Below are 26,092 nucleotides of genomic sequence, written 5' to 3'. Positions count from 1 at the left end.
TCAGGGCAGCCGCCGAATGATGTTGAACAACCCGGACGAGCCGGTGATCTTGTTGAACATTCCCGACGCGTACCCACTCACGGCGGTGCCCAAGAAGCCGTTCGGATCCGGCACAATGTGGTTTCCGATGCCGGAGACCTGGTAGTCGAAGACCATGCCCCCGCTGACGGTGTTGAAGAAACCCGAAACAGCGCCGTTGAATTGTGAGCCGGTGCTGGCCCTGTTGTAGAAGCCGGACATGTCGTCGCCGACGTTGCCGAAACCCGAGTTGGCATGGCCCGAATCGGTTTTGATGCCGATGCCCGTGTTCACGTCCCCCGCATTCCAGAAGCCGGTATTCACAAAGCCCGAATTCCCGCCGCCGGTGTTGACGCCTCCCGAGTTATGGCTGCCGGTGTTCTCCTGACCGGCATTACCGAAGCCGGTGTTCTGGGCGCCCGAGTTCCCGAAGCCGGTATTGAACTCCCACGAGTTCCCGAGGCCGGTATTCCCCAAGCCCGAATTCCCGATGCCGATGTTATTGCTGCCGGAGTTCCCGAACCCAAGGCTATTGATGTGGCCCTGGGTGAGGGTGCTGGCGCCCGTGTTGAACATGCCGACGTTGCCGTGACCGGAGTTGAAGAATCCGATGTTGCCGGTGCCGGAGTTGCCGATGCCGATGTTGCCGCTGCCCGAGTTGAGCCCGCCGAAGCTGAATTGATGCGTCGCCTTGTTGTAGTACGTGTTGCCGATACCTATTTCGTCGCTGCCGGTGAGTCCGAACCCGACGTCGTTGTGGCCGGTGTTTCCGCCGCCGACGTTGTGGTTGCCGGTGTTTCCGCCGCCGCGGTTGTGGTCGCCGTAATTTCCAAAGCCGACGTTGTTGTTGCCGGCATTTCCCATGCCCACGTTGTGCCCGGGGTTGGAACTGGTGAGGGTGTTGCCGGTGTTTCCGAAGCCGACGTTGCCGTTGCCGGAGTTTCCGCCGCCGATGTTGCCGTTCCCGGTATTGCCGTTGCCGATGTTGTGGTCGCCGCTGTTCCCGCCGCCCGCATTGAGGTCGCCGGCGTTGCCGTTGCCGACGTTGCCGGTGCCGGTGTTGCCGTTGCCGAGGTTGGCGTTGCCCCGGTTGCCCAGCCCCAGATTGGGCAGGGTCTGCAACAGGTCCTGCAGACCCTGGGCCGGGGCGAGCTGCGCGGCCGCCGCCGAGGCCCCGGAGTAATAGCCCGACATCGCCGCGACGTCCCGGGCCCACATCTGCTCGTAGTCCCCCTCGAGGGCAGCGATCGCCGGCGCGTTGAGGCCGAACCAATTCGACCGCACCGCCTGCACCAACGAACTGCGGTTGAGCTCTATCAGGATCGGGTGCACGATCGCCGCCCGCGCCGTCTCGAAGACACTGACCACGGCGCGTGCCTGTCCGGCGGCGCCCGCGGCTTGCTCGGCGGCGGCGGTCAACCAGCCCGCGTAGGGAGCGGCGGCGGCCGTCATCGCCTCGGCGGCCGGACCCTGCCACGCTTGGCTCACCAGCCCGGCGGTTACCGAGCCAAACGACGACGCCGCGTCGGCCAGCTCGGAAGCCAACCCCTCCCAAGCCTCCGCCGCCTCCAGCAACGGACCCGATCCGGCCCCGGAAAACATGAGCAACGAATTGATCTCCGGCGGCAAGGCCATAAAGCTCATCAGCAGACGTCCTTTCGCAACCCGAAAGTAGAATCAGCAAAGGATATTAGGCGGCGACCGGCGCACCGCTGCGGCGATTCGGCGAGTTGCCCAACTGTCGTGGCGGAGACTGGGCCGGCCTGGTCGTGTCGTGCCCCGAGCACCCCGCTAGCCGAGCAAGCGCTTGGTTGATAGTCTGGTCGGGTGGACCGAGTGACCGGTCAGGCAAACAGCCGGCGAGACGAGCTTCTCGAGCTCGCCGCTGTCATGTTCGCCGAACGCGGGCTGCGCGCCACCACGGTGCGCGATATCGCCGACGGTGCCGGCATCCTGTCCGGCAGCCTGTATCACCACTTCTCCTCCAAGGAGGAGATGGTCGACGAGTTGTTGCGCAGCTTCCTGGATTGGCTGTTCGCGCGCTACCGCGAAATCCTGGACAGCGAAACCAATCCGCTGGCGCGGCTCAAGGGGCTGTTCATGGCGTCGTTCGAGGCGATCGAGCATCGGCACGCGCAGGTGGTCATCTATCAGGACGAGGCCCAACGGCTGTTGTCGCAGCCGCGGTTCTCCTACATCGAGGACATGAACCGCCAACAACGCAAGATGTGGATCGAGGTGCTCCACCAGGGCATCGACGAGGGTTACTTCCGGGCCGATCTCGACGTCGACCTGGTCTATCGCTTCATCCGGGACACCACCTGGGTGTCGGTGCGCTGGTATCAGCCCGGCGGGCCGCTCACCGCGGAGCAGGTGGGTCAGCAATATCTCGCCATCGTGCTTGGCGGCATTACTAAAGAAGGAGTCAAAGATGGCTGAGGCGTACGTGATTGACGCCGTCCGTACCGCGGTTGGCAAGCGCGGTGGCGCGCTGGCCGGGGTACACCCCGTCGACCTGGGTGCGCTTGGGTGGCGCGGTTTGCTCGACCGGGTGGACGTCGACCCGGCCGCCGTCGACGACGTGATCGCCGGTTGCGTCGACGCCATCGGCGGGCAGGCGGGCAACATCGCCCGGCTGTCGTGGCTGGCCGCCGGCTATCCCGAAGAGGTTCCCGGTGTCACCGTGGACCGGCAGTGTGGCTCCAGCCAACAGGCGATTTCCTTTGGCGCGCAGGCGATCATGGCCGGCACGGCCGACCTGATCGTGGCCGGCGGAATGCAGAACATGAGCTGGATCCCGATCTCGTCGGCGATGACGGTGGGCGAGCAGTTCGGCTTCACCTCGCCGACCAACGAGTCCAAGCAGTGGCTGCACCGCTACGGGGATCAGGAAATCTCGCAGTTCCGTGGCTCGGAGCTGATCGCCGATAAGTGGAACCTGTCGCGCGAAGAGATGGAGCGCTTCGCGCTGACCAGCCACGAGCGCGCGTTCGCCGCGATCCGGGCCGGGCACTTCGACAACGAAATCCTCACCGTGGAAACCGAATCCGGGCCGTTCCGGGTCGACGAGGGCCCACGCGAGTCGTCGCTTGAGAAGATGGCCGGCCTCAAGACGCTCGTCGAGGGCGGCAAGCTGACGGCGGCGATGGCCAGCCAGATCTCCGATGGCGCCAGCGCGGTGCTGCTCGCGTCCGAGCAGGCCGTCAAGGACCACAAGCTGACCCCGCGCGCCCGCATCCACCACATCAGCGCGCGCGCCGCCGACCCGGTGTTCATGCTCACCGGACCGATCCCGGCCACCCGCTACGCGCTGGAAAAGACCGGGCTGTCCATCGACGACATCGACACCGTCGAGATCAACGAGGCCTTCGCGCCGGTAGTTTTGGCCTGGCTCAAGGAGATCAAGGCCGACCCGGAAAAGGTCAACCCCAACGGCGGCGCCATCGCGCTAGGTCACCCGTTGGGCGCCACCGGCGCCAAGCTGTTCACCACCATGCTCAACGAGCTGGAGCGCATCGGCGGCCGCTACGGCCTGCAGACGATGTGCGAGGGCGGCGGCACCGCCAACGTCACCATCATCGAGCGCCTGTAGTCCCTTTTGCCGCGAGCGTGCGTGCCTGTACGCCGACACGCCGCTGGCGACGTGCATTTGCGCACGCTCGCGAGCTACTCCACGAACGCGTTTGCCGCCCGAAGGCGTTCGATCGCGTCGCGCACGATCGATTCGATCAGCTCGGCGCACGACGGCAGATCCTCCAGAATGCCCGCCACCTGGCCGGACGCCAACACCCCGGCCTCCGTATTGCCTTCGACCAGACCGGCTTTCAGCAGCATCGGAGTGTTGGCCGCCATCAGGACTTGCGACCAGGTCAGTTCCTTGCCGTGGCGCATCGCCAGGCCGTCGGTGATCATCGACCGCCAGGTCATCTGAGACATCTGCTTGAATTTCGCCGCATTGCGCACCGCGGCGGTGAAGCCCCGTACCGGAGAACCGCTTTCCAGCTTCTCCACCAGCTCCGTGCGCAGCACCCGGTGCGGCATGCCGTCGACCCGGGTGGTCACCACCGTGCCGTCCAGCGCCGCCTGAAGGTAGCGCTTCTTGACCTCGTCGGGCACGGTGGAATCCGAGGTGAGCAGAAATCGTGTGCCCATGGCCACGCCGGCCGCGCCGTACGACAACGCCGCGGCCAACCCGCGCCCGTCGAAGAACCCGCCCGCCGCGATCACCGGGATGCCGCTGTCCTTGACCGCGTCCAGGACCGACGGCAGCAGCAGCGTGGTCGCGACGGGTCCGGTGTGTCCGCCGCCCTCGCCGCCCTGCACGATCATCGCGTCCGCGCCCCAGGCCGCGACGTTGCGTGCGTGCTTGGCCGCGCCGATCGACGGGATAACCACCGCCCCAGCCTCTTTCAGCCGGGCGATGAGCTCCTGCTTGGGCGCGAGCGCAAACGACGCCACCTTCACGCCCTCGCGGATCATCAGCTCAACGCGGTCGCCCGCGTCGGCGGCGTCGGCGCGGATGTTCACCCCGAACGGCTTGTCGGTGGCGGCCTTCACCTTGCCGATGGCCGTCGCCAACTCGTCCAGGGTCATGGTGGCTGACGCCAGGATGCCCAGCCCGCCCGCGTTGGCGGTGGCCGACACCAGCCGGGCGCCGGCGACCCACCCCATCCCGGTCTGCACCACCGGATGCTCGACACCGACCAGCTCGGTCAGCGGCGTGCGCAGCTTCATGAACGAATCTCTCTGTCCCGCAGCGCCTTCGGATCGATGACCTCGCGGATCAGGCGCAACTCGTCATCGGTCGGCAGCCTGGTCTCCTCGGCCTCGTCAAGGCCATGCACCTCGAATGAGGTGGCCTCGCGAACCTCGGCTGGCGACACCCCGGGGTGCAGGGTCAGCGCCCGCATCGTCTTGTCCGGACCGCCGAAGTCGAACACGCCGAGGTTGGATACCACCCGATAGGTGTTGGCGAACCGGAACGCGGGGTTGTCGGCGTCCACCTTGTCCCAGCCGATGCCGCAGACCACGTCGACCGCCTCGCAGAACACCCGCTTGGAGTGGTTGCCGACCCAGTAGCTGGTGGCGTGGTTGATCGCGTTGCCGGGCGCGCCGCGCAGGCCGAACATCTGCCGGGTCGGCCGCTGCAGCGGCCCGAACGCCGAAATGTTCTGATTGCCATAGCGATCCACCTGATTGGCGCCCATCACCACGTGGCGGCGCCCCCACGCCAGCGTCTCGAAGACGCGGCCGAACGGCATCCAGCCCTCGATGGCGGCCGAGGCACCCAGCGCGGGGGTGTCGGCGATCAGTTGCGCTTCGCCGTCGGTCAGCAGGATGTCGGGGGAGAACGTCAACCGCGCCAGCCGGGCGCCGACCGACGCCATGTTGGTCATCGGGCTGACCATGATTTCGCCCGCGTCCCGGAACAATTCGGCGCAGGCGACGGCGCATATCTCGGCTCGGCTGCTCATTTGGCTGCCTCTTCCTGGAAGGCTTTCACGGCAGCCTGGTAATCGTCTTCGCTCCCGGAAAGATAGGTCTGCGCAAAGCCCTGCCACCCTTCCTCGGTCGATGCGGCCTCAGCGTAGCGCCGCTGAAACTTCTCATCGCGGCCGTAATCCGGTGCGGCGGTGGTGAAGTGGGCGCCGCCCGGCGCCTCGACCACCGCGTCGACCATCATCCGGTTCACCAGCAGCGCCTGCGGCGGCACCGCCTTGACCAACTCCTGGGTCGACACAACCCGCTCCACCGAAAGATACCTTCGCTCGGCGGCCATCAGGAACAGGTCGTCGAAGTAGGGGTCGATGCCGGTGTAGGCGGCATTGCCTTGGCTGTCACCGAGATTGAGGTGTACAAACGCGGCGTCCAGGCGCAACGCCGGCATCGCGATCAGCGTTTCGCGCCCACCGCCGGGCGACTCATACGGGCTGGTGACCGTGGCGAGTTCGCCTTCCCAGAAGTCCGGCACCGAACTGCCCAGCCCGGCGCGGATGGGCAGAAACGGCAGCCGTTGCGCCGCCGCCTGCAACCCGCAGCGCAGCATGCCCTCGTCCATCTCGCGGGCCTCGATCGCCCCACTGGTGCGGGCCTTGGCGAACCACGGGTCATAGAACGGCGGCGAGTCCAGCGAGACGAAACCGTAGTAGACGCGCTTGACCTTGCCGGCCGAGCACAGCAGCCCGAGGTCGGGCCCACCGTAGGTGACGATCGTCAAATCCGTGACGTCCGTGCGCAACATGGCGCGCACGAAGGCCATCGGCTTGCGCCGCGACCCCCAGCCGCCGATGCCGATGGTCATGCCGCTGCGCAGCTCCGCGACGGCGTCGTCGAGGGTGGTTCGCTTGTCGGACACTATGCGCCGCTCCTCCTCATCACTTCGTTCTGCATCGTCGCTGGCGGCTACGACTTCTCGCCCTTCGTCGTGCCGGCGAACGCATCGCGGTGCTCGTCGGACACCCCGGCGAGGTTGAGCTCGAAGGTAAACCCTTGCTCCATGCGGTAACTCGAGTTGACCCGCTGCACGTCGATGAAATTCAGCGCTTCCTTGGCGGCCCGGATGACCCGGGTGTCCTTGGCGGCGATGTCGCGGGCGACCCGCAATGCGGCCTCGTCCAGCTCATCCCGGGGCACCACCTCGTGCACCGAGCCGAAGTGGTGCAGGGTGGCGGCGTCGACCGTGGCGGCGGTGAAGAACAGCCGCCGCATCATGTGCTGCGGGACCAGCCGAGACAAATGGGTTGCCGCGCCCAGCGCGCCGCGCTCCACCTCGGGCAGCCCGAAGGTGGCGTCGTCGGAGGCGACGATGACGTCGGCGTTGCCGACCAGCCCGATGCCGCCGCCCACGCAGAAGCCGTTGACCGCCGCGATCACCGGGACGGCGCACTCGTAGACCGCGCGGAAGGCGGCGAAGCAGCCGCGGTTGGCGTCGATGAGTGCGGTGTATCCCTGGGAAGCTTGAGTGCGCTGCATCTCCTTGATGTCCACCCCGGCGTTGAAGCCGCGGCCCTCGGCGCGCAGGATCACCGCGTGGGTGGTCTGCTCGGCACCGGCGGCCGTGATGGCGTCGGCAAGCTCGAACCAGCCGCGTGACGGGATGGCGTTGACGGGCGGGTAGTCGACGGTGACCGCGACGATGCCCGGCTCCGTGCTGGTAGATGTGATCGGCATGGCACTTCCTGCTGGGGTCAGTTACCTAAGCAAGCACTTGCTTGGTACGCTAGCACAGTGACTCGACCCGAAGCAGCCGGCGGTATCAGCCTCGGCCTGGCCGGGCGGGTGGTTCTGGTCACTGGCGGTGTCAGAGGAGTAGGTGCAGGCATCAGCTCGGTCTTCGCCGCCCAGGGCGCGACGGTGGTGACTTGCGCGCGCCGCGCGGTCGAGGGGCTGCCCTACGAATTCCACTCCTGCGACGTCCGCGACGAAGAGGCCGTCGCGTCCTTGATCGACGCGATCGCCGACACGCACGGCCGGCTCGACGTCGTCGTCAACAACGCCGGCGGGTCGCCGTATGTGCTGACCGCGGAGTCCAGCCCGAAGTTCAACCGCAAGATCATCGAGCTCAATCTCATTGGCGCGCTGCTGGTTTCGCAGTGCGCCAACGACAAGATGCAGGCCCAGCCCACCGGCGGGTCGATCGTCAACATCTGCAGCCTGTCCGGCCGGCGCCCGTCGCCGGGCACCGGCGCGTACGGAGCGGCCAAGGCCGGCCTGGAGAGCCTCACGCAGACGCTGGCGGTGGAATGGGGGCCCAAGGTTCGGGTGAACGCCTGCGTGGTCGGAATGGTCGAGACCGAACAGGCCGACCTGTTCTACGGCGACGCCGCGTCGATCGCCGCGATCTCCAAGAACGTACCCCTGGGCCGGATGGCCAAGCCGGAGGATGTCGGTTGGGCCGCAGCGTTTTTGGCCTCGGACGCGGCGTCGTACATCAGCGGCGCCTCGTTAGAGGTACACGGTGGCGGCGAGCCGCCGCACTATCTGGCCACCACCAACGCGAGTGCGATCAAGTAGAGGAGACACCAAACATGGGGCTGGTTGACGGCCGTGTCGTCATCGTCACCGGAGCGGGCGGCGGAATCGGGAGAGCGCACGCGCTGGCGTTTGCGGCGGAAGGCGCTCGCGTCGTGGTCAACGACATCGGTGTGGGGCTGGACGGCTCACCGGCGGGTGGCGGCAGCGCGGCACAGGGCGTCGTCGACGAAATCACCGCGGCCGGAGGCGAAGCCATCGCCAACGGGGCCAACATCGCCGACTGGAACCAGGCCGCCGGCCTGATCCAGACCGCCGTCGAAACGTTCGGCGGCCTCGACGTTTTGGTGAACAACGCGGGCATCGTGCGCGACCGGATGATGGCCAACACCAGCGAGGAAGAGTTCGACGCCGTCATCGCCGTGCACCTCAAGGGCCACTTCGCCACGATGCGCCACGCCGCGTCGTACTGGCGCGGGCTCTCCAAGGAAGGCAAAGACGTTGACGCGCGGATCATCAACACCAGTTCCGGCGCGGGCCTGCAGGGCAGCGTCGGGCAGGGCAACTACAGCGCCGCCAAGGCCGGCATCGCGGCGATGACGCTGGTCGCCGCCGCCGAGATGGGCCGCTACGGCGTCACGGTCAACGCCATCGCGCCGTCGGCGCGCACCCGCATGACCGAAACGGTCTTCGCCGAGATGATGGCGACGCAGGACGACGACTTCGACGCCATGGCGCCCGAAAACGTTTCACCCCTGGTGGTTTGGCTGGGCAGCGCCGAGTCGCGCGACGTCACCGGGCAGGTGTTCGAGGTCGAGGGCGGCAAGATCCGGGTCGCCGAGGGCTGGGCGCACGGCCCGCAGGTCGACAAGGGCGCCCGGTGGGACCCGGCCGAGCTGGGTCCGGTCGTCGCCGACCTGCTGGCCAAGGCGCGGACGCCGGTTCCGGTCTACGGGGCCTAGCCTTGCGCCGAACGTGAACTCACGGCGAGATTTTCGCGATTTTCTCGCCGTCAGTTCACGCTGGGCGAACCGTCAGCGCTCGCAGATGACGACGGGGATCACCCGGTCGGTCCAGGACTGGTAGTCGTCGAAGTTCGGATACATGGCCACCAGCTTGGGCCAGTACTCCGCCTTCTCCTCGGGGGTGGCATCGCGCGCCCGCAAATTCAGCACCTCGTCCTTAATCTGCACTGTCACTTGGGGATTGGCCTTGAGGTTGAGGTACCACAGCGGGTGCTTGTCGCGGCCGCCCTGGGAGGCGACCAGAATGACGCGGTCGCCGTCGCGCAGGTAGAGCAACGGGCTCACCCGCGGTTCACCGGTCTTGCGGCCGGTCGTGGTCAGCAGCGCGACCGGGCTCTTCTGGAAGACGCCGCCGAGCTTTCCGTTGCTGCGCTTGTAGATCCAGGCGTTGCCCTTCGACATCCACTTGATGAAGAAGCCGACGACGGGTGAGTTGAGAGACTTTGGTTTTTCCACGACTTGCCTCAGCTCTGGATGAACGGATGAAACCGGACCCTGATGTGATGGATTTCTGCTTGCCCGCTCGGGCTTTCGGCGGGGATCACGAACGTCTCCCGCACCCGCCCACCGACCCGACGGCCGGCGAACGCGGCCCTGGTCAGCACGTCGTAGGCCGCATGCACCTCGTCGCCGTCAACGCGGAAGTCCGGCGCTGTCGTCTCGGCCAGCAGCCGGTACTGCGGCCCGCGATTCAGGCTGCGCCGCAAATGATTCCCGGAGAAGCCATTCTTAAAGCCCTGCTCGATGCGGGTGCACCCGGGCGCGAACGGAACGGCGTCACCGTCGTGGCTGACCAGGGCGTCGATGTACGCCTGCGCCGCCGCGATGCGGCTCTCGTCGGAGACGATCAACGCTCAGATGCGCTCGATGATCGTGCCGGTCGACAGGGCCCCGCCGGCGCACATGGTGATCAGCGCCGTGCTCTGGTCGGTGCGCTCCAGCTCGTGCAGCGCGGTGGTGATCAGCCGGCTGCCGGTGCACCCCACCGGATGACCCAGCGCGATCGCGCCGCCGTTGACGTTCACCGTGGCCAGGTCGGGCTCGTGCACGCGGGCCCAGGACAGCACCACCGACGCGAACGCCTCGTTGATCTCGGTGAGGTCGATGTCGCCCATCTTCATGCCGGCCTTCTCCAGCACCTTGGCCGTCGACTGCACGGGGCCGTCCAGGTGGTAGTAGGGCTCGGCCCCCACCAGGGCCTGGCTGACGATCCGGGCCCGCGGCCGCAGCCCGAGCGCCTTGGCCTTGTCCTCGTCCATCCACAGCACCGCGGCCGCGCCGTCGGAGATCTGCGACGACGTCCCGGCGGTGTGGATGCCGCCCTCGATCACCGGCTTGAGCTGGCTCAGCCCCACGACGGTGGTGTCGCGCAGGCCCTGGTCGCGGGACACCATGTGCCGGTCGCTGGTGGGCTGCTTCTGCTCGTCGAGCACGGGCGCCTCGATCGGTGAGATTTCCCGGTCGAAGCGACCCTCGTCCCAGGCCCGCTTGGCGCGCAGCTGGGACTCGAAGCCCCAGTTGTCGATGTCTTCGCGGGTGATGCCGCGGCGCTTGGCGATCCGCTCGGCGGCGGTGAACTGGTCGGGCAGGTCGATGTCCCACGACTCGGCGCGCCAGTTGCGGTCCGGACCGGCGTTGGCGCCCAGCCCCACCCGGCTCATCGCCTCGACGCCGCAGGCGATGCCGACGTCGATCGCGCCGATCGCGATCAGCCCGGCGATCAGATGGTTGGCCTGCTGGCCGCTGCCGCACTGGCAGTCGACGGTGGTGGCGCCGACCTGCTCGGGCAAACCCGCGGTCAGCCACGAGGTGCGGGTGACGTTGTTGGATTGCTCGGCGAACTGCGTCACGCAGCCGCCGATCAACTGCTCGACATCACCGGCGTCGATGCCGGCTTTGTTCACCAGTGCTCTTTGCACCCCGCCCAACAGCTCCGTCGCGTGCAGGCCTGACAACAAGCCATTGCGCTTGCCGATGGGGCTGCGAGTGGCTTCAACGATTACCGGGTTACCCATCCCGTCAGGCTAGAACACGTTCCATTACTCTGACAAGCGAGGATGGTGACCTGCCTTTTATCTGCGCAGGAGCCATGTTTTACTGGCACTAGAACACGTTGCAGTTAGTGTTGCAAAAGGAGCGTACCCCGCATGGCACCCCCCAACATTCCCGCCGACTTCGATTTCCTGGACCCGGATGTCAACCTCGCTGGGCTGCCCGTCGCGGAGCTCGCGGAGCTGCGTAAGTCGGAGCCTATTCACTGGGTCGATATCCCGGGCGGCACGGGGGGCTTCGAGGACAAGGGCTACTGGATCGCCACCAAGCACGCGGACGTCAAGGAGATATCGCGCCGCAGCGACGTCTTCTCCAGCTGGCTGAACGGCGCGATCCCGACCTGGCCGCCGGAGATGAAGCGCGAGCAGGTCGAACTGCAGCGCAGCGTCATGTTGAATATGGACGCACCGCACCACACCCGGCTGCGCAAGATCATCTCCCGCGGGTTCACGCCGCGGGCCATCGGGCGCCTCGAGGATGAACTGTCCCAACGCGCGCAGAACATCGCCAAGGCCGCGGCGGCGGAGGGCTCCGGTGACTTCGTCGAACAGGTCTCCTGCGAGCTGCCGCTGCAAGCCATCGCGGGCCTGCTCGGCGTGCCGCAGGAGGACCGCGACAAGCTCTTCCGCTGGTCCAACGAGATGACGGGTGGCACCGACCCCGAGTACGCCGACGTCGATCCCGCCCAGACGTCGTTGGAACTGATCACCTACGCCATGGGGATGGCCGCCGAACGCAACGAGAACCCCACCGACGACATCGTCACCGCGCTGGTGCAGGCCGACATCGACGGCGAGAAACTCTCCGACGACGAGTTCGGCTTCTTCGTGGTCATGCTCGCGGTGGCCGGCAACGAGACCACCCGCAACTCGATCACCCACGGCATGATCGCCTTCGCGAACAACCCCGATCAATGGGAACTGTTCAAGAAGGAGCGCCCGTCGACCGCGGCCGACGAGATTATCCGTTGGGCCACACCGGTTTCGGCCTTCCAGCGCACCGCCAACGAGGACGTCGAATTGGGCGGCGTCCTGATCAAGAAGGGGCAGCGGGTGGTGATGTCCTACCGCTCGGCCAACTTCGACGAAGACGTCTTCGACGACCCGCACACCTTCAACATCCTGCGCGACCCGAATCCGCACGTCGGCTTCGGCGGCACCGGCGCCCACTACTGCATCGGCGCGAACCTGGCCCGCATGACCATCAACCTCATCTTCAACGCGGTCGCCGATCACATGCCGGACCTCAAGCCGATCGGCGAGCCCGAGCGGCTGCGGTCGGGCTGGCTCAACGGCATCAAGCATTGGCAGGTCGACTACTCGGGGAACGTCTCCTGATGGATTTCGATCTCACCGCGACGCAGCAGGCCGTCGCCGACGTCGTTACGTCCGTGCTGGAACGGGATTTGACCTGGGAGGCGCTCGTCAGCGGAGGGGTGACGGCGCTACCGGTGTCGGAGCGCCTCGGCGGTGACGGCGTGGGTCTGCCGGAGGTCGCCACCGTGCTGACCGAAATTGGCCGCCACGGCGCCATCACGCCGGCGCTGGCGACACTGGGCTTCGGCGTGGTGCCGCTGGTCGACCTGGCCTCCGACGAACAGCAGGACCGGTTCCTGGCTTCGGTTCCCAAGGGCGGGGTGGTGACGGCCGCCCTCAACGAACCCGGCGCGGCGCTGCCGGACCGGCCCGCCACCACCTTCGCCGGCGGACGGCTGTCGGGCACGAAAGTCGGTGTGGCATACGCCGAACAGGCCGACTGGCTCATCGTGACGGCCGACAGCGCGGTCGTCGTGGTGTCGTCGAAAGCCGACGGCGTGCGCGCGGTCCGGACGCCGACGTCGAACGGGTCGGACGAGTACACGGTGACGTTCGACGGTGTGGCGGTTCCCGATTCCGACGTGCTGGCGGGCGCGGAGCCGCATCGGGTCAACCAGCTGGCGTTGGCCGCGATCGGCGCGTTCACCGACGGGCTGGTGGCCGGGGCGCTTCGCCTGACCGCCGACTACGTGGCCAACCGCAAGCAGTTCGGCAAACCGCTATCGACCTTCCAGACCGTCGCGGCTCAACTGGCCGAGGTGTACATCGCCTCGCGCACAATCGATTTGGCGGCCAAGTCGGTGGTCTGGCGGCTGGCTGAAGGGCGCGATGCCGACAGCGACCTGGATGTCCTCGGGTACTGGATCGCCTCTCAGGCGCCGCCGGTGATGCAGCTGTGCCACCACCTGCACGGCGGCATGGGCATGGACATCACGTACCCGATGCACCGGTATTACTCCACGATCAAAGACCTGACCAGGCTGCTGGGCGGGCCATCGCATCGTCTCGATTTGGTTGGAGCGCAATGTTCATCGAACTAACTCCGGAGCAACGGCAGCTGCAAGCCGAACTGCGGCAGTACTTTTCGAACCTCATCTCGGCCGACGAGATGAAGGCGATGGGAGAAGACCGGCACAACGCCGCGTACCGCGCGGTGATCCGGCGGATGGGCCGGGACGGCAAGCTCGGCGTCGGCTGGCCAAAAGAGTTCGGCGGTCTGGGCTTTGGTCCGATCGAACAGTCGATCTTCGTCAACGAGGCGCATCGCGCCGACGTGCCGCTGCCCGCCGTCACCCTGCAGACCGTGGGGCCGACACTGCAGCAGTTCGGCAGCGAGATGCAGAAGAAGAAGTTCCTGCCCGCGATCCTGGCCGGCGAGGTGCACTTCGCCATCGGCTACACCGAGCCGGAGGCCGGCACCGACCTGGCGTCGCTGCGGACCACCGCCGTCCGGCAGGGCGACGAGTACATCGTCAACGGCCAGAAGATTTTCACCACCGGCGCCCACGACGCCGACTACATCTGGCTGGCCTGCCGCACCGACCCGGAAGCGGTGAAGCACAAGGGCATTTCGATCCTGATCGTCGACACTAAGGATCCCGGCTACTCGTGGACGCCGATCATCCTGTCCGACGGTGCCCACCACACCAACGCCACCTACTACAACGACGTCCGGGTGCCGGCCGACATGCTGGTGGGCGAGGAGAACGGCGGGTGGCGGCTGATCACCACCCAGCTGAACAACGAGCGGGTAATGCTCGGCCCGGCCGGCCGCACCGCAGGTATCTACGACCGGCTGCACGCATGGGCGTCGAAGCCGGGAGCTGACGGCGTCACTCCGATCGATCACGACGACGTCAAACGCGCGCTCGGCGAGATCTACGCGATGTGGCGGATCAACGAATTGCTGAACTGGCAGGTGGCCGCCGCCGGCGAGGACATCAACGTGGCCGACGCCGCGTCGACCAAAGTCTTTGGTACCGAGCGTGTTCAGTACATCGGCCGGCTCGCCGAGGAAGTCGTCGGCAAGTACGGCAACCCGGCCGACGCGGAAACCGCGGAGCTGCTCGAGTGGCTGGATTCGCAGACCAAGCGCAACCTGGTGATCACGTTCGGCGGCGGCGTGAACGAGGTCATGCGCGAGATGATCGCCGCGGCCGGCCTCAAGGTGCCGAGGGTGCCGCGATGACGGACATCCGCAAGGCGATCGACGAGATCACCGCCACCGTCGTCGCCGCACCGCGCGACGCGCGCGATCCGGTGAACCTGCCGACAATCAAGAATTGGGTGGAAGCCCTCGGCGACAGCAACCCGATTTACGTCGACGACGCCGCGGCGCGGGCCGCCGGTCACCCCGGAATCGTGGCACCACCGGCCATGATTCAGGTGTGGACGATGTTCGGCCTCGGCGGGGAGCGTCCGACCGACGATCCCATGGGGCCGATGATGGAGCTGTTCGACGGCGCCGGGTATGTCGGAGTGGTCGCCACCAACTGCGAGCAGACCTACCATCGGTATCTGCGGCCCGGTGAGCAGGTGACCGTCCACTCCGAGATGCGCGACGTCGTCGGCCCCAAGCAGACCGCGCTCGGTGAGGGCTGGTTCATCAACCAACACATCACCTGGCGCGTCGGCGACGAGGACGTCGCCGAGATGGCCTGGCGCATACTGAAGTTCAAGCCCCGCGAGGCTTCTGGCGCCGCTTCCGTGCCGGAAGACCTGGATCCCGACGCCATGATGCGTCCGGCGGTGTCACGCGACACCGCATTCTTCTGGGAGGGCGTCAAGGCGCACGAGCTGCGCATCCAGCGGCGGCCCGACGGCAGCCTGCAGCACCCGCCGGTGCCGGCGGTATGGCAAGACAAAGAGCAACCGATCGACTACGTGGTGGCCGCTGGCACGGGCACCGTGTACAGCTTTGTGGTGCACCACGCGCCCAAGGTGCCCGGCCGCACGCTGCCGTTCGTCATCGCATTGGTGGAACTCGAGGAAGGCGTCCGCATGCTGGGCGAGCTGCGCGGGGTAGACCCCGCCGAGGTCAAGATCGGGATGCCCGTCCGCACAACCTATATCGACTTTCCCGCCGGCGAGTCCGGACCGGCATGGACCCTGTACGCATGGGAGCCCCAAGCATGAGCGCACCCGCCATCGAAGTGGGCACCACGCTGCCCGAACTCAAGATCGAAGGCACCCCCACCTTCATCATCTCGACAGCCATCGCCACCCGCGATTTCCAGGACGTGCACCACGATCGGGATCTGGCGCAGGCCAAGGGATCCAAGGACATCTTCGTCAACATCCTCACCGACACCGGATTGGTGCAGCGCTTCCTGACCGACTGGGCCGGGCCGACGGCAGTGATCAAATCGATCGGGCTGCGGCTAGGGGTGCCGTGGTACGCCTACGACACGATCACTTTCTCCGGTGAGGTGACCGCGGTCGAGGACGGGCTGATCACGGTAAAGGTGTTTGGCCGCAACAGCCTTGGAGACCACGTCATCGCGAACGCCACGCTCACGATCGGGGACGCTTAGATGCCACCGGGTTCGCTAAATGGCCGAGCCGCCATCGTCGGCATCGGTGCCACCGACTTTTCGAAGGATTCCGGCCGAAGCGAGTTGCGGCTGGCGGCCGAGGCCGTGCTCGACGCGCTCGACGACGCGGGCCTTTCGCCGTCGGACGTCGACGGCCTCACCACGTTCACGATGGACACCAACAACGAGATCGCCGTCGCCCGTGCCACCGGCATCGGGGACCTGAAGTTCTTCTCCCAGATCCACTACGGCGGCGGTGCCGCGTGCGGGACGATCGCGCACGCCGCGGCGGCCATCGCTACCGGACTGGCCGACGTTGTGGTGGCCTACCGTGCGTTCAACGAGCGGTCGGGGATGCGCTTCGGCCAGGTGCAGCGGCGTCTGGTGGGAAGCGCCGACGTGTCCGCCGATTCGACGACGGCCGACAACTCCTTCTCGTATCCGCACGGGCTGTCCACGCCCGCGGCGCAGGTCGCCATGATCGCGCAGCGGTACATGCACTGGTCCGGCGCCACCAGCCGCGACTTCGGTGCGGTCTCGGTGGCCGATCGCAAGCACGCCGCGAAGAACCCGAAGGCCTACTTCTACGAAAAGCCGATAACCATTGAGGACCACCAGAATTCGCGGTGGATCGCCGAGCCGCTGCGGTTGCTGGACTGCTGTCAGGAGACCGACGGCGCGGTGGCCCTGGTGGTGACGTCGGTGGAACGCGCGCGCGACCTCAAGCAGCGGCCGGCCGTGATCGAGGCGGCGGCGCAGGGCGCCAGCCCCGATCAGTACACGATGGTCAGTTATTACCGTCCGGAACTGGGCCTGCCCGAAATGGGCGTTGTCGGTAACCAGCTTTGGGCGCAGTCGGGTCTTTCGCCTGCTGACATCCAGACCGCCATCCTGTATGACCACTTCACCCCCTTTACGCTGATTCAGTTGGAGGAGTTGGGATTCTGCGGCAAGGGTGAGGCCAAGAACTTCATCGCCAACGGCGCGATCGAGGTGGGCGGACGACTTCCGATCAACACGCACGGTGGTCAACTCGGCGAGGCCTACATCCACGGCATGAACGGCATCGCCGAAGGTGTCCGGCAACTGCGCGGCACCTCGGTGAACCCGGTGCCCGACGTCGAGCACGTGCTCGTCACGGCGGGCACGGGCGTGCCGACGTCCGGGTTGATTCTCGGTTAGCCTCTCCGCGAGGAGATAGTGCCGACATCGAGACGTCGATATCGCATGCGCCATCAAGTTTTACAACAGGGTCATGGTTCCCTGACGGTGCTGGTGTGACGGTTGGGACAACCGGCTACGCCGGCACCAGCTCCACCCCGCTCAGCACGACGGCGCTGTCGCGCGCCGGCGCGACCACGCCACCCACGAAACGCCCGTCCTCTTTCCACACGTTGACTTGCAACGTCTCGCCGGGATACGCAACGCCGGAAAACCGCGCGCCGTAGGCGGCCACCGCCGATGCATCGCCGTCGAGCAGCGCGTCGGTGATGGCCTTGCAGGTCATGCCGTAGGTGCACAGCCCGTGCAGAATGGGCTGGGGAAAGCCTGCGGCAGCGGCGAATTCGGGATCGGAGTGCAGCGGGTTGCGGTCACCGCACAGCCGGTACAGCAGCGCCTGCTGCGGCAGCAGCGGCATCGCCAGCTCAAGATCGGGCTTCCGTTCGGGCGCGGCATCCGAGGATGACGGCCCACGCTCCCCGCCGAAACCGCCCTCGCCGCGGGCGAAGATCGACCGCTTCTGCGTCCACAGCAGCGTGCCGTCGGGCGCGGAAACTGTCGTCTCGCTCCAGATCACCGCGGCCTTGCCCTTGTCCCAAATGTCGGTGAACCGGGTCACGGCTCGAGCCGACCCCGAAGGCGGCAGCGGCGCAGGCACTTCCACCCGCTCGGAAGCGTGCAACACCTTGCCCAGCTCGATGTCGATGCCGGGAAACCGCACGGTCGGCGGTTCGGTCATGTGGAACGACGCGGCCACGTTGCCGAAGGTCGGCAGCACCTGAGGGGTCTTGTCGATCAGGTAGCGCAGCTCGCGGGGGTCCATCGGATCCGCGCCCGCGCCCAACCCCAGGTGGTAGAGCTGGATGTCGCTGCTGGTCCACGAGAAATCGATCGGGTCCAGCTCCGCGGCCAGAGCAACGTCTACATCGATCGGCATTTCAGCGTCCTCCGGCTATGTGCAGCGCGGCCAGGTAACCGAACGTCATCGCCGGCCCGATGGTGCCGCCCGGACCGGGATAGGTGTGTCCCATCACCGGGGCGCTGACATTCCCTGCGGCGTAAAGACCTTCGATGATGCTGCCGTCGTCGCGCAGCGCGCGCGCGTGGACGTCGGTGCGGATGCCGCCCTTGGTGCCCAGATCACCGGGCACCATCTTGGCGGCGTAGTAGGGCGGATGGCTGATCTCACCCAGGTTGGGATTGGGCTTGTTGGTCGGGTCGCCGTAGTACTTGTCGTAGGCGCTTTCCCCGCGGTGGAAGTCGGAGTCGACGCCGGAACGCGCAAAGCCGTTGAAGCGCTCGACGGTGGCGACCAGCTCGTCCGCCGGAAGGCCGGCCTTGCCGGCCAGCTCCTCCAGGGTATCGGCCACCACGATCACGCCCGAGTCCATCCACTTGCGCGGAATACGTTGTCCGGCTTGCAGTCCCGCAAAGATGTAGCGGTCGCGGTATTGCTGGTCGAACACCAGCCACGCGGGGATGTTCTCGCCCGGCCCGGGTCCCTGGCCGTGTTCCCCGCCGTACATGTGGTGACACGCTTCGACGTACGGCATCGATTCGTTCATGAACCGTTTGCCGGACATGTTGACGATGATCGACCCGGGTGAGTTGCGTTCCGACAGCGCGAACCATGGCGCACCCACCAGCGGCACCGTCGGACCCCACCAGGCGTCTTCCATCAAATCCAGCGCGGCACCGAGCTTTTCGCCGGCGACGATGCCGTCACCGGTATTGGCCTTGGCGCCGACCGTCCACTCGGTGGTGATGGGGGCACGCTGGTATTTGACCCGCATCTGCTCGTTGTGCTCGAAGCCGCCCGAAGCGAGGATCACGCCGCGCCGGGCCCGGATCAGCCGCGGCTCGGCCGATTCCGCCCCGGAGGTGTCCCGGACGTACACCCCCCGGACCACGCCGTCCTCGACAAAAAGATCGGTCAAAGCGGTGTTGAGCTGCACCGGAACCCCGGCGCGCTGCAGCCCGATCCGCAGCGGCGCGATCAAGGCACGGCCCATACCGACGAGGTTCTGCCCGGTCACCTTGGCCCACATGGTGCGGGCGGCGACCTTCGCGCTGCGCAGCAAGCCCCGCGGGTGCCGCCTGAGCAGGTTCAGCCGCACGTAGTCCTGTTGCATCACAACCACATTGAGCGGCACCTTGCCGTAGGGGGGCTCGAGTCCGGCTTCGTCGGCTCCGAGCTTGCGCGCGTTGAACGGTCGAGGCTCGATGGAGCGGCCTTCGGCGCGACCGCCTGGCGCTTCGGGGTAGTAGTCGGAGTAGCGCGGCACCCAGCACATCCTCAGCGGCGTGTTCTTGAGCACGAACGACAGCATCTCGGGCCCACGCTCGAGGTAGGTGTCGATGCGCTCCGGGTCTCCGATGTCGCCGATGATGCCGTGCAGGTAGGTGCGGGCGGCCTCCGCGGTGTCCTTCACTCCGTCGCGCTGCAACACCTCATTGTTGGGAATCCAGACGCCGCCGCCCGAGCGCGCGGTCGAGCCACCGAAGTGCGCGGCCTTCTCGATGACTAAGGTCGAGAGGCCGCGATGCGCGGCGGTCAGGGCAGCCACCATGCCGGCGCCGCCGCTTCCGACCACGACGACGTCGTACTCCTGTGCTGTCATGTAGAACACGTTATAGAATTGCCCGGCCCGGCCGCTACCGGCCCGGTCAAACGAACGAGGGGAATTCGGCAAGATGCTTAGTATCGCCACCCGCGACGAGCTGGCCGCCGACCTGGCGCAGGCCGAGCGGAGCCGTGAGCCGATCACCCCGCTGACGTCCGGCCATCCCGATATCGACGTCGTCGACGCCTACGAGATCCAGCTGATCAACATCCGGCAGCGGGTGGCCGAGGGCGCCCGAGTCGTGGGGCACAAGGTGGGCCTGTCGAGCAAGGCCATGCAGCAGATGATGGGCGTCGACGAGCCCGACTACGGCCACCTCCTCGACGAAATGCAGGTCTTCGAGGACACCCCGGTCAAGGCCGCCCGCTACCTGTACCCCCGGGTCGAGGTGGAGGTCGGCTTCATCCTCGCCGCCGACCTGCCGGGCGCCGATTGCACCGAGGACGACGTGCTGGCCGCCACCGAGGCGCTCGTGCCGTCGATCGAGTTGATCGACACCCGGATCACCGACTGGAAGATCGCGCTGTGCGACACCATCGCCGACAACGCCTCGTCGGCGGGGTTCGTGCTGGGCAAGGCGCGGGTGTCACCCGCCGATATCGACGTCAAGGCGATCGACGCGGTGCTGACCCGCAACGGTGAGGTGATCGCCGAGGGCCGCAGCGACGCCGTGCTGGGCAATCCGGTGACCGCCGTCGCGTGGTTGGCCCGCAAGGTGGAAAGCTTTGGCGTGCGGCTGAAAAAGGGTGACGTCGTGTTGCCCGGATCGTGCACGCGAGCGATCGACGCCCGCCCCGGAGACGATTTCGTCGCCGAATTCACGGGCCTGGGTTCTGTTCATTTGTCGTTTGAATAAGCTCGGATTACTTTTGAATCAGTCGCTTTAAAGCTTCAAAAAGGAGCATCATGCCGTCGAAGGCAAGCGTCGCCATTGTCGGGTCGGGCAACATCAGCACCGACCTCCTCTACAAGCTGCTGCGATCGGACTGGCTGGAGCCGCGCTGGATGGTCGGCATCGACCCGGACAGCGAGGGCCTGGCGCGGGCCCGCAAGCTGGGGCTGGAGACCACCCACGAAGGCGTCGACTGGCTGCTGGCGCAGCCGGAAAAGCCGGACCTGGTGTTCGAGGCGACCAGCGCCTACGTGCACCGCGACGCGGCGCCGAAATACGAGGCCGCCGGGATCAGGGCCGTCGACTTGACCCCGGCCGCGGTCGGCCCGGCGGTGATCCCTCCGGCAAACCTGCGCCAGCACCTGGACGCGCCGAACGTCAACATGATCACCTGCGGCGGCCAGGCCACCATCCCGATCGTGTACGCGGTCAGCCGCGTCGTGCAGGTGCCCTACGCGGAAATCGTCGCCTCCGTCGCTTCGGTTTCAGCGGGCCCCGGCACCCGGGCCAACATCGACGAATTCACCAAGACCACCAGTCGGGGCGTGGAGACCATCGGCGGCGCCAAGCGGGGCAAGGCGATCATCATCCTCAACCCCGCCGACCCGCCGATGATCATGCGCGACACCATCTTCTGCGCCATCCCCGACGACGCCGACCACGACGCGATCGCCAAGTCCATCCACGATGTGGTCGCCGAGGTGCAGACCTACGTGCCGGGCTACCGCCTGCTCAACGAGCCGCAGTTCGACGAGCCGTCGGTGGTCAACGGCGGCAACCACGTGGTGACGACATTCGTCGAGGTCGAGGGGGCCGGCGACTACCTGCCGCCCTACGCCGGCAATCTCGACATCATGACGGCGGCGGCCACCAAGGTTGGCGAGGAGATCGCCAAAGAAACACTGGCGGTCACAGGAGGTGCACGATGACCACCGACATTTTCTTCAACCCGGTTTGGGACGTGCGGATGACCGACACGTCGCTGCGCGACGGGTCGCACCACAAGCGGCACCAGTTCACCAAGGACGAGGTGCACGCGATCGTCACCGCGCTCGACGCCGCCGGCGTGCCGGTGATCGAGGTGACGCACGGCGACGGCCTGGGCGGCTCAAGCTTCAACTACGGCTTCTCCAAGACCCCCGAGCAGGAGCTGATCAAGCTCGCGGCCGAGACGGTCAAAGAGGCCAAGATCGCGTTCCTCATGCTGCCGGGCGTGGGCACCAAGGAGGACATCAAGGAAGCCCAGGACAACGGCGGGTCGATCTGCCGCATCGCCACCCACTGCACCGAGGCCGACGTGTCGATCCAGCACTTCGGCCTGGCCCGCGAGCTGGGCCTGGAGACCGTCGGGTTCTTGATGATGGCCCACACCATCCCGCCGGAGAAGCTGGCCGCGCAGGCCCGCATCATGGCCGACGCCGGCTGCCAGTGCGTCTACGTCGTCGACTCCGCCGGCGCGCTGGTGCTCGACGGGGTGGCCGACCGGGTGTCGGCCCTGGTCGCCGAGCTCGGCGAAGACGCCCAGGTCGGCTTCCACGGGCATGAGAACCTCGGGCTGGGGGTGGCCAACTCGGTGGAGGCGGTGCGCGCGGGCGCCAAGCAGATCGACGGCAGCGTCCGGCGCTTCGGTGCCGGTGCGGGCAACGCGCCGGTGGAGGCCCTGATCGGGGTGTTCGACAAGATCGGCGTCAAGACCGGCATCGACTTCTTCGACATCGCCGACGCCGCCGAGGACGTGGTGCGCCCGGCCATGCCGGCCGAATGCCTGCTGGACCGCAACGCGCTCATCATGGGCTACTCCGGGGTGTACTCCAGCTTCCTCAAGCACGCCGTCCGCCAGGGCGAGCGGTACGGCGTCCCGGCCCACGAGCTGCTGCACCGCGCCGGCCAGCGCAAACTGATCGGCGGCCAGGAGGATCAGCTGATCGACATCGCGCTGGAGATCAAGCGGGAGCGGGAAAACGCCACAGCCCACGCATAGCTAGCGCGCGTAGGCTGGCGCGCATGACCGCGACATCCAAGACACGCCTGCTCGCCGGCGGGTTGCTTGCTGCCGCCGCCGCGACGGTGATCGCGCTGCCCATGGCGGCGACGGCCGGTGCGGCTCCGCAGTGCAATCAGACCGTGGGTCAATCGATCGACCAGTATTTGCAACGGCATCCCGACCTGCACCAGCAGCTACAGAACAGGTCTGAGGCAGAAGGTGGCGGCCCCGATGTCATCGGGTACCTGAATCGGCATCCCGATGTGCGGCAGCACCTCATCGACCTGTCGCAGCAGTGCGCGCCGTAGCGCACGCCTAGCCTCTGAAGTCTCCGGACGCCGTCGGCGACACGCGGAAATGTTCGCCATTGACGAAAAAGTAGAACACGTTCTAGCGTCTAGGCGTGCTATCTGATCCTTTTGTCGAGGCGATCGCGGAAGCCGAGAAACTCGTCGCGGCCGCACCGTTTATCGAGACCGAAGCCGACCTGCTCGAAGGGCTGCAATACCTGGGCGGCTGCATCGCCGCGTGCCAGCATCTCGCCTTCGACTACGACCGCGACCATCCATTCCTGCAGTCGGGCACCGGACCGTTCACCAAGATGGGCCTGGACAACCCCGACACCCTCTACTTCGGTACCCGGGTGCACGCCAACCACGAGTACGTGGTCACCGGCCGCCGCGGCACCACCACCGACCTGAGCTTCCAACTGCTCGGCGGCGAGTACACCGACGACAACGTGCCCGCCAGCCAGGCGGCGTTCGACGACCGAGAGCTCGACATCGCCCCCGACGGCAGCTTCGAGTGGCGGGTGCGGCCGACCAGCAATGGCCAGCTGGTGATGCGCGAGGTCTACGGCGACTGGTCGGCGCAGCGCGGCACGCTGGCCATCGCCCGCACGGACACCGCCGGCACGGCGCCGCCGCCGCTGACCCGTGCGCTGATCGAAAAGCGTTACGCGACAGCGGGAAAGCAGCTCGTGCAACGGGTCAAGACCTGGCTGCAATTCCCGCAGTGGTTCTATGACAATCTCCCCGTCAACACCATGGTGCCGCCGCGGCTGACGCCGGGCGGGCTGGCCACGCAGTACTCGTCGGTCGGGCACTGGGACCTGCGGCCAGACCAAGCCCTGCTGATCACCATCCCGGTCAGCGATGCCCCCTACCTCGGCTTCCAGCTCGGTAGCCTGTGGTACATCTCGCTGGACTACATCAACCATCAGACCTCGCTGAACAACACTCAGGCGCAAGCGGATCCGGACGGCAAGGTCCGCATCGTCGTCGCCGACCAGAACCCGGGCGTGACCAACTGGGTCGAGACCCTCGGCCACAAACGTGGCTATCTGCAGTTCCGCTGGCAGCGGGTGTCCCGCGAGCTCACCGACGCCGACGGTCCGACGGTCGAGCTGGTCGACCTGGACGCGGTGGCCGGCAAGTTGCCGTATTTCGACCACAACAAGATCTCCGAGGACGACTGGCGTACGCGGATTGCGTTGCGCCAACAACAAATTCAGGCGAGGATGCTGGGATGACGAAACTGCTGGACGGCAAGGTTGTGGTGATCAGCGGCGTCGGTCCCGGTCTGGGCACCACGCTGGCGCACCGCTGCACGCGGGAGGGCGCCGATCTGGTGCTGGCGGCCCGTACCCCGCAACGCCTGGACGACGTCGCCAAGCAGATCGCCGACATCGGCGGGCGCGCGACGACGGTGCGCACCGATATCACCGAGGACGACCAGGTGAGCAATCTGGTCGATGCCACGCTGGAGGCCTACGGCAAGGTCGACGTGCTGATCAACAACGCGTTCCGGGTGCCATCGATGAAGCCGTTGGCGCAAACCAGCTTTCAGCACATTCGGGATGCGATCGAACTCAGCGCGCTCGGCGCGCTGCGGCTGATCCAGGCCTTCACCCCGGCGTTGGAAGAGGCGAACGGATCGATCGTCAACGTGAATTCCATGGTGCTGCGCCATTCGCAGGCGAAGTACGGAGCCTACAAGATGGCCAAGTCGGCGCTGCTGTCCATGTCGCAGTCGCTGGCCACCGAGCTCGGCGAAAAGGGTATCCGCGTCAATTCCGTTGCACCCGGCTACATCTGGGGTGAGACGCTCAAGGGCTACTTCGAGCATCAGGCCGGCAAGTACGGCACCTCGGCGGACCAGATCTACGCGGCCACCGCGGCCAACTCCGACCTCAAGCGGCTGCCCACCGAGGACGAGGTGGCCTCGGCGATCCTGTTCATGGCCAGTGACCTGTCCAGCGGCATCACCGGGCAGTGCCTGGATGTCAACTGCGGGGAGTACCACACGTAATGCCTGATCGTACTGACGTCGGCACCGTCGAGGACCTGCAAGCGTCGGCGACCAAGCTGTGCGGGCTCGACGACTTCGGCGTCGACGACGACAACTACCGCGAAGCTCTGGGCGTGTTGCTGGACTCCTACCGGCGTGACGCCGCCCTAACCCCATTGGGCAGCAAGATGAATCGGTTCTTCCTGCGCGGCGCGCTGGTGGCCAGGCTGTTCTCCGAGTCGGCGTGGAAGCAGTACCCGCAGCACGCCGACGTCGGCATCGAGCGGCCGATCTTCGTCACCGGGCTGCCGCGCACCGGGACCACGATCTTGCACCGCCTGCTGGGCGCGGACCCGGCCCACCAGGGCCTGCATCTGTGGCTGGCCGAGTTCCCCCAGCCGCGTCCGCCCCGCGACACCTGGGACTCCAACCCGTGGTACAGCGCGCTCAACGCCCAGTTCGACAAGGCGCACGCGGAGAACCCGGAGTACACCGGCCTGCATTTCATGGCCGCCTACGAGCTGGAGGAGTGCTGGCAGCTGCTGCGGCAGTCGCTGCATTCGGTTTCCTACGAAACACTGTCGCACCTACCCACCTATTCGCGCTGGCTGTCGGAGCAGGACTGGACGCCGTCCTACCAACGGCACCGCCGCAACCTCCAGCTGATCGGCCTGAACGACGTCGAAAAGCGTTGGGTGCTCAAGAATCCCAGCCATCTGTTTGCGTTGGATGCGTTGATGGCAACCTATCCCGATGCCCTGGTAATACAGACCCACCGGCCGGTGGAAACCATCCTGGCGTCGATGTGCTCGTTGGCGCAGCACACCGCCGAGGGCTGGTCGACGACATTCAACGGCGCCCAGATCGGTGCTGACGCAATGGAAACCTGGTCGCGCGGCCTGCGGCTGTTCAACACCGCGCGCGCCAAATACGACCCGGCCCAGTTCTGCGACGTCGACTACCACGATTTGATCGCCGACCCGCTCGGGACCGTCGCCAGCGTCTACCGGCACTTCGGTATGCCGCTGACCGACGAGGCACGAAAAGCTATGGAGGACAGCCACGCCGAGAGCCAGACCGGTGCTCGGGCGCCCAAGCACCAGTACTCGCTGGCCGACTACGGGCTCACTGCCGAGGCAGTCAAAGACCACTTCGCCGGGCTGTGAG

27 protein-coding genes are annotated in these 26,092 nt (G+C 66.7%); 17 read left to right on the top strand and 10 right to left on the bottom strand.

The features are described from left to right. Nucleotides 1-1,665 (bottom strand): PPE family protein, encoded by a 1,665-nt coding sequence (locus tag G6N66_RS24255; RefSeq protein WP_372515628.1) that lies wholly within the window; start codon nt 1,663-1,665, stop codon nt 1-3. Between the two features lie 180 nt (nt 1,666-1,845). Here G6N66_RS24255 and kstR2 point away from each other — a divergent pair, with 180 nt between their 5' ends. Continuing rightward, the gene (gene kstR2 / locus G6N66_RS24250) at nt 1,846-2,457 is read left to right on the top strand and encodes a TetR family transcriptional regulator KstR2 (RefSeq protein ID WP_139825372.1); all 612 of its coding nucleotides are present in this window, start codon (nt 1,846-1,848) and stop codon (nt 2,455-2,457) included. After that, entirely contained in the window at nt 2,450-3,610 is a 1,161-nt protein-coding gene (gene fadA6 / locus G6N66_RS24245) for a steroid 3-ketoacyl-CoA thiolase FadA6 (protein ID WP_085234829.1), read from the top strand. Before kstR2 ends, fadA6 begins: the two co-directional genes overlap by 8 nt. 74 nt (nt 3,611-3,684) lie before the next feature. Here fadA6 and ipdC read toward each other — a convergent pair whose 3' ends face one another. The 4 genes from ipdC to echA20 are packed head-to-tail and all read right to left on the bottom strand — an operon-like array spanning nt 3,685 to nt 7,188. Continuing rightward, nucleotides 3,685-4,752, bottom strand: a complete 1,068-nt coding sequence (gene ipdC / locus G6N66_RS24240; RefSeq protein ID WP_085234828.1) for a (3aS,4S,5R,7aS)-5-hydroxy-7a-methyl-1-oxo-octahydro-1H-indene-4-carboxyl-CoA dehydrogenase — start codon at nt 4,750-4,752, stop codon at nt 3,685-3,687. Continuing rightward, nucleotides 4,749-5,492 (bottom strand): cholesterol ring-cleaving hydrolase subunit IpdB, encoded by a 744-nt coding sequence (gene ipdB / locus G6N66_RS24235; RefSeq protein ID WP_085234827.1) that lies wholly within the window; start codon nt 5,490-5,492, stop codon nt 4,749-4,751. Before ipdB ends, ipdC begins: the two co-directional genes overlap by 4 nt. Further along, nucleotides 5,489-6,373, bottom strand: a complete 885-nt coding sequence (ipdA, locus tag G6N66_RS24230) for a cholesterol ring-cleaving hydrolase subunit IpdA (protein ID WP_085234826.1) — start codon at nt 6,371-6,373, stop codon at nt 5,489-5,491. Before ipdA ends, ipdB begins: the two co-directional genes overlap by 4 nt. Before the next feature lie 47 nt (nt 6,374-6,420). Beyond that, the gene (gene echA20 / locus G6N66_RS24225) at nt 6,421-7,188 is read right to left on the bottom strand and encodes a (7aS)-7a-methyl-1,5-dioxo-2,3,5,6,7,7a-hexahydro-1H-indene-carboxyl-CoA hydrolase (protein WP_085234825.1); all 768 of its coding nucleotides are present in this window, start codon (nt 7,186-7,188) and stop codon (nt 6,421-6,423) included. Between the two features lie 84 nt (nt 7,189-7,272). Between echA20 and G6N66_RS24220 the strand changes: the two genes are divergently transcribed. Next, entirely contained in the window at nt 7,273-8,031 is a 759-nt protein-coding gene (locus tag G6N66_RS24220) for an SDR family oxidoreductase (RefSeq protein WP_085234864.1), read from the top strand. 14 nt (nt 8,032-8,045) lie between these two features. Beyond that, complete coding sequence (locus G6N66_RS24215; RefSeq protein ID WP_085234824.1) at nt 8,046-8,951, top strand: SDR family oxidoreductase; 906 nt, start codon at nt 8,046-8,048, stop codon at nt 8,949-8,951. A 72-nt stretch (nt 8,952-9,023) separates the two neighbouring features. Here G6N66_RS24215 and G6N66_RS24210 read toward each other — a convergent pair whose 3' ends face one another. The 3 genes from G6N66_RS24210 to G6N66_RS24200 form a co-directional block, all read right to left on the bottom strand. After that, complete coding sequence (locus tag G6N66_RS24210; RefSeq protein ID WP_085234863.1) at nt 9,024-9,416, bottom strand: nitroreductase family deazaflavin-dependent oxidoreductase; 393 nt, start codon at nt 9,414-9,416, stop codon at nt 9,024-9,026. Nucleotides 9,417-9,478: 62 nt separating this feature from the next. Next, nucleotides 9,479-9,865 (bottom strand): hypothetical protein, encoded by a 387-nt coding sequence (locus tag G6N66_RS24205; RefSeq protein ID WP_085234823.1) that lies wholly within the window; start codon nt 9,863-9,865, stop codon nt 9,479-9,481. 3 nt (nt 9,866-9,868) lie between these two features. After that, nucleotides 9,869-11,029, bottom strand: a complete 1,161-nt coding sequence (locus tag G6N66_RS24200; RefSeq protein ID WP_085234822.1) for a steroid 3-ketoacyl-CoA thiolase — start codon at nt 11,027-11,029, stop codon at nt 9,869-9,871. Nucleotides 11,030-11,161: 132 nt separating this feature from the next. On the opposite strand from G6N66_RS24200, the gene G6N66_RS24195 reads away from it, so the two are divergent. Genes G6N66_RS24195 through G6N66_RS24170 form a run of 6 tightly spaced genes read left to right on the top strand, consistent with a single transcriptional unit; the run spans nt 11,162 to nt 17,097 of the window. Next, nucleotides 11,162-12,403, top strand: a complete 1,242-nt coding sequence (locus G6N66_RS24195) for a cytochrome P450 (protein ID WP_085234821.1) — start codon at nt 11,162-11,164, stop codon at nt 12,401-12,403. Beyond that, nucleotides 12,403-13,422, top strand: coding sequence for an acyl-CoA dehydrogenase family protein (locus tag G6N66_RS24190; protein WP_085234820.1), 1,020 nt, complete (start codon nt 12,403-12,405; stop codon nt 13,420-13,422). Before G6N66_RS24195 ends, G6N66_RS24190 begins: the two co-directional genes overlap by 1 nt. Further along, a complete protein-coding gene (gene fadE29 / locus G6N66_RS24185; protein ID WP_085234819.1) occupies nt 13,407-14,570 on the top strand; it encodes an acyl-CoA dehydrogenase FadE29 in 1,164 nt (387 codons plus the stop codon). The genes G6N66_RS24190 and fadE29 overlap by 16 nt, the downstream gene beginning before the upstream one ends. Next, on the top strand, nt 14,567-15,517 hold the full coding sequence (locus G6N66_RS24180; protein WP_085234818.1) for a bifunctional MaoC family dehydratase N-terminal/OB-fold nucleic acid binding domain-containing protein: 951 nt from the start codon (nt 14,567-14,569) through the stop codon (nt 15,515-15,517). The genes fadE29 and G6N66_RS24180 overlap by 4 nt, the downstream gene beginning before the upstream one ends. Beyond that, nucleotides 15,514-15,915 carry a MaoC family dehydratase gene (locus G6N66_RS24175; RefSeq protein WP_085234817.1) on the top strand — a complete coding sequence of 134 codons (402 nt, stop codon included), beginning with the start codon at nt 15,514-15,516 and terminating at the stop codon, nt 15,913-15,915. The genes G6N66_RS24180 and G6N66_RS24175 overlap by 4 nt, the downstream gene beginning before the upstream one ends. Next, nucleotides 15,916-17,097 (top strand): lipid-transfer protein, encoded by a 1,182-nt coding sequence (locus tag G6N66_RS24170; RefSeq protein WP_085234816.1) that lies wholly within the window; start codon nt 15,916-15,918, stop codon nt 17,095-17,097. Nucleotides 17,098-17,212: 115 nt separating this feature from the next. Here G6N66_RS24170 and G6N66_RS24165 read toward each other — a convergent pair whose 3' ends face one another. Beyond that, on the bottom strand, nt 17,213-18,073 hold the full coding sequence (locus tag G6N66_RS24165) for a MaoC/PaaZ C-terminal domain-containing protein (protein WP_085234815.1): 861 nt from the start codon (nt 18,071-18,073) through the stop codon (nt 17,213-17,215). Nucleotide 18,074: 1 nt separating this feature from the next. Next, nucleotides 18,075-19,757 (bottom strand): 3-oxosteroid 1-dehydrogenase, encoded by a 1,683-nt coding sequence (gene kstD / locus G6N66_RS24160; RefSeq protein WP_085234862.1) that lies wholly within the window; start codon nt 19,755-19,757, stop codon nt 18,075-18,077. 73 nt (nt 19,758-19,830) lie between these two features. On the opposite strand from kstD, the gene G6N66_RS24155 reads away from it, so the two are divergent. The 7 genes from G6N66_RS24155 to G6N66_RS24125 all read left to right on the top strand — a co-directional run bounded on the left by G6N66_RS24155 (nt 19,831) and on the right by G6N66_RS24125 (nt 26,091). After that, nucleotides 19,831-20,616 carry a 2-keto-4-pentenoate hydratase gene (locus tag G6N66_RS24155; protein WP_085234814.1) on the top strand — a complete coding sequence of 262 codons (786 nt, stop codon included), beginning with the start codon at nt 19,831-19,833 and terminating at the stop codon, nt 20,614-20,616. 50 nt (nt 20,617-20,666) lie between these two features. Further along, entirely contained in the window at nt 20,667-21,581 is a 915-nt protein-coding gene (locus G6N66_RS24150) for an acetaldehyde dehydrogenase (acetylating) (RefSeq protein ID WP_085234813.1), read from the top strand. Then, nucleotides 21,578-22,633, top strand: coding sequence for a 4-hydroxy-2-oxovalerate aldolase (gene dmpG, locus G6N66_RS24145; RefSeq protein ID WP_085234812.1), 1,056 nt, complete (start codon nt 21,578-21,580; stop codon nt 22,631-22,633). Before G6N66_RS24150 ends, dmpG begins: the two co-directional genes overlap by 4 nt. 23 nt (nt 22,634-22,656) lie before the next feature. Next, on the top strand, nt 22,657-22,944 hold the full coding sequence (locus tag G6N66_RS24140) for a hypothetical protein (RefSeq protein ID WP_085234811.1): 288 nt from the start codon (nt 22,657-22,659) through the stop codon (nt 22,942-22,944). Between the two features lie 95 nt (nt 22,945-23,039). Continuing rightward, nucleotides 23,040-24,167, top strand: a complete 1,128-nt coding sequence (locus G6N66_RS24135; protein WP_085234810.1) for a hypothetical protein — start codon at nt 23,040-23,042, stop codon at nt 24,165-24,167. After that, nucleotides 24,164-24,946, top strand: coding sequence for an SDR family oxidoreductase (locus tag G6N66_RS24130; RefSeq protein ID WP_085234809.1), 783 nt, complete (start codon nt 24,164-24,166; stop codon nt 24,944-24,946). The genes G6N66_RS24135 and G6N66_RS24130 overlap by 4 nt, the downstream gene beginning before the upstream one ends. Next, nucleotides 24,946-26,091, top strand: a complete 1,146-nt coding sequence (locus tag G6N66_RS24125) for a sulfotransferase family protein (protein ID WP_085234808.1) — start codon at nt 24,946-24,948, stop codon at nt 26,089-26,091. Before G6N66_RS24130 ends, G6N66_RS24125 begins: the two co-directional genes overlap by 1 nt. Nucleotide 26,092 lies beyond the last annotated feature (1 nt).

The organism is Mycobacterium conspicuum (assembly GCF_010730195.1).
Classification (GTDB): Bacteria; Actinomycetota; Actinomycetes; order Mycobacteriales; family Mycobacteriaceae; genus Mycobacterium; species Mycobacterium conspicuum.
This window is presented reverse-complemented; position numbering and strand designations above follow the sequence as displayed.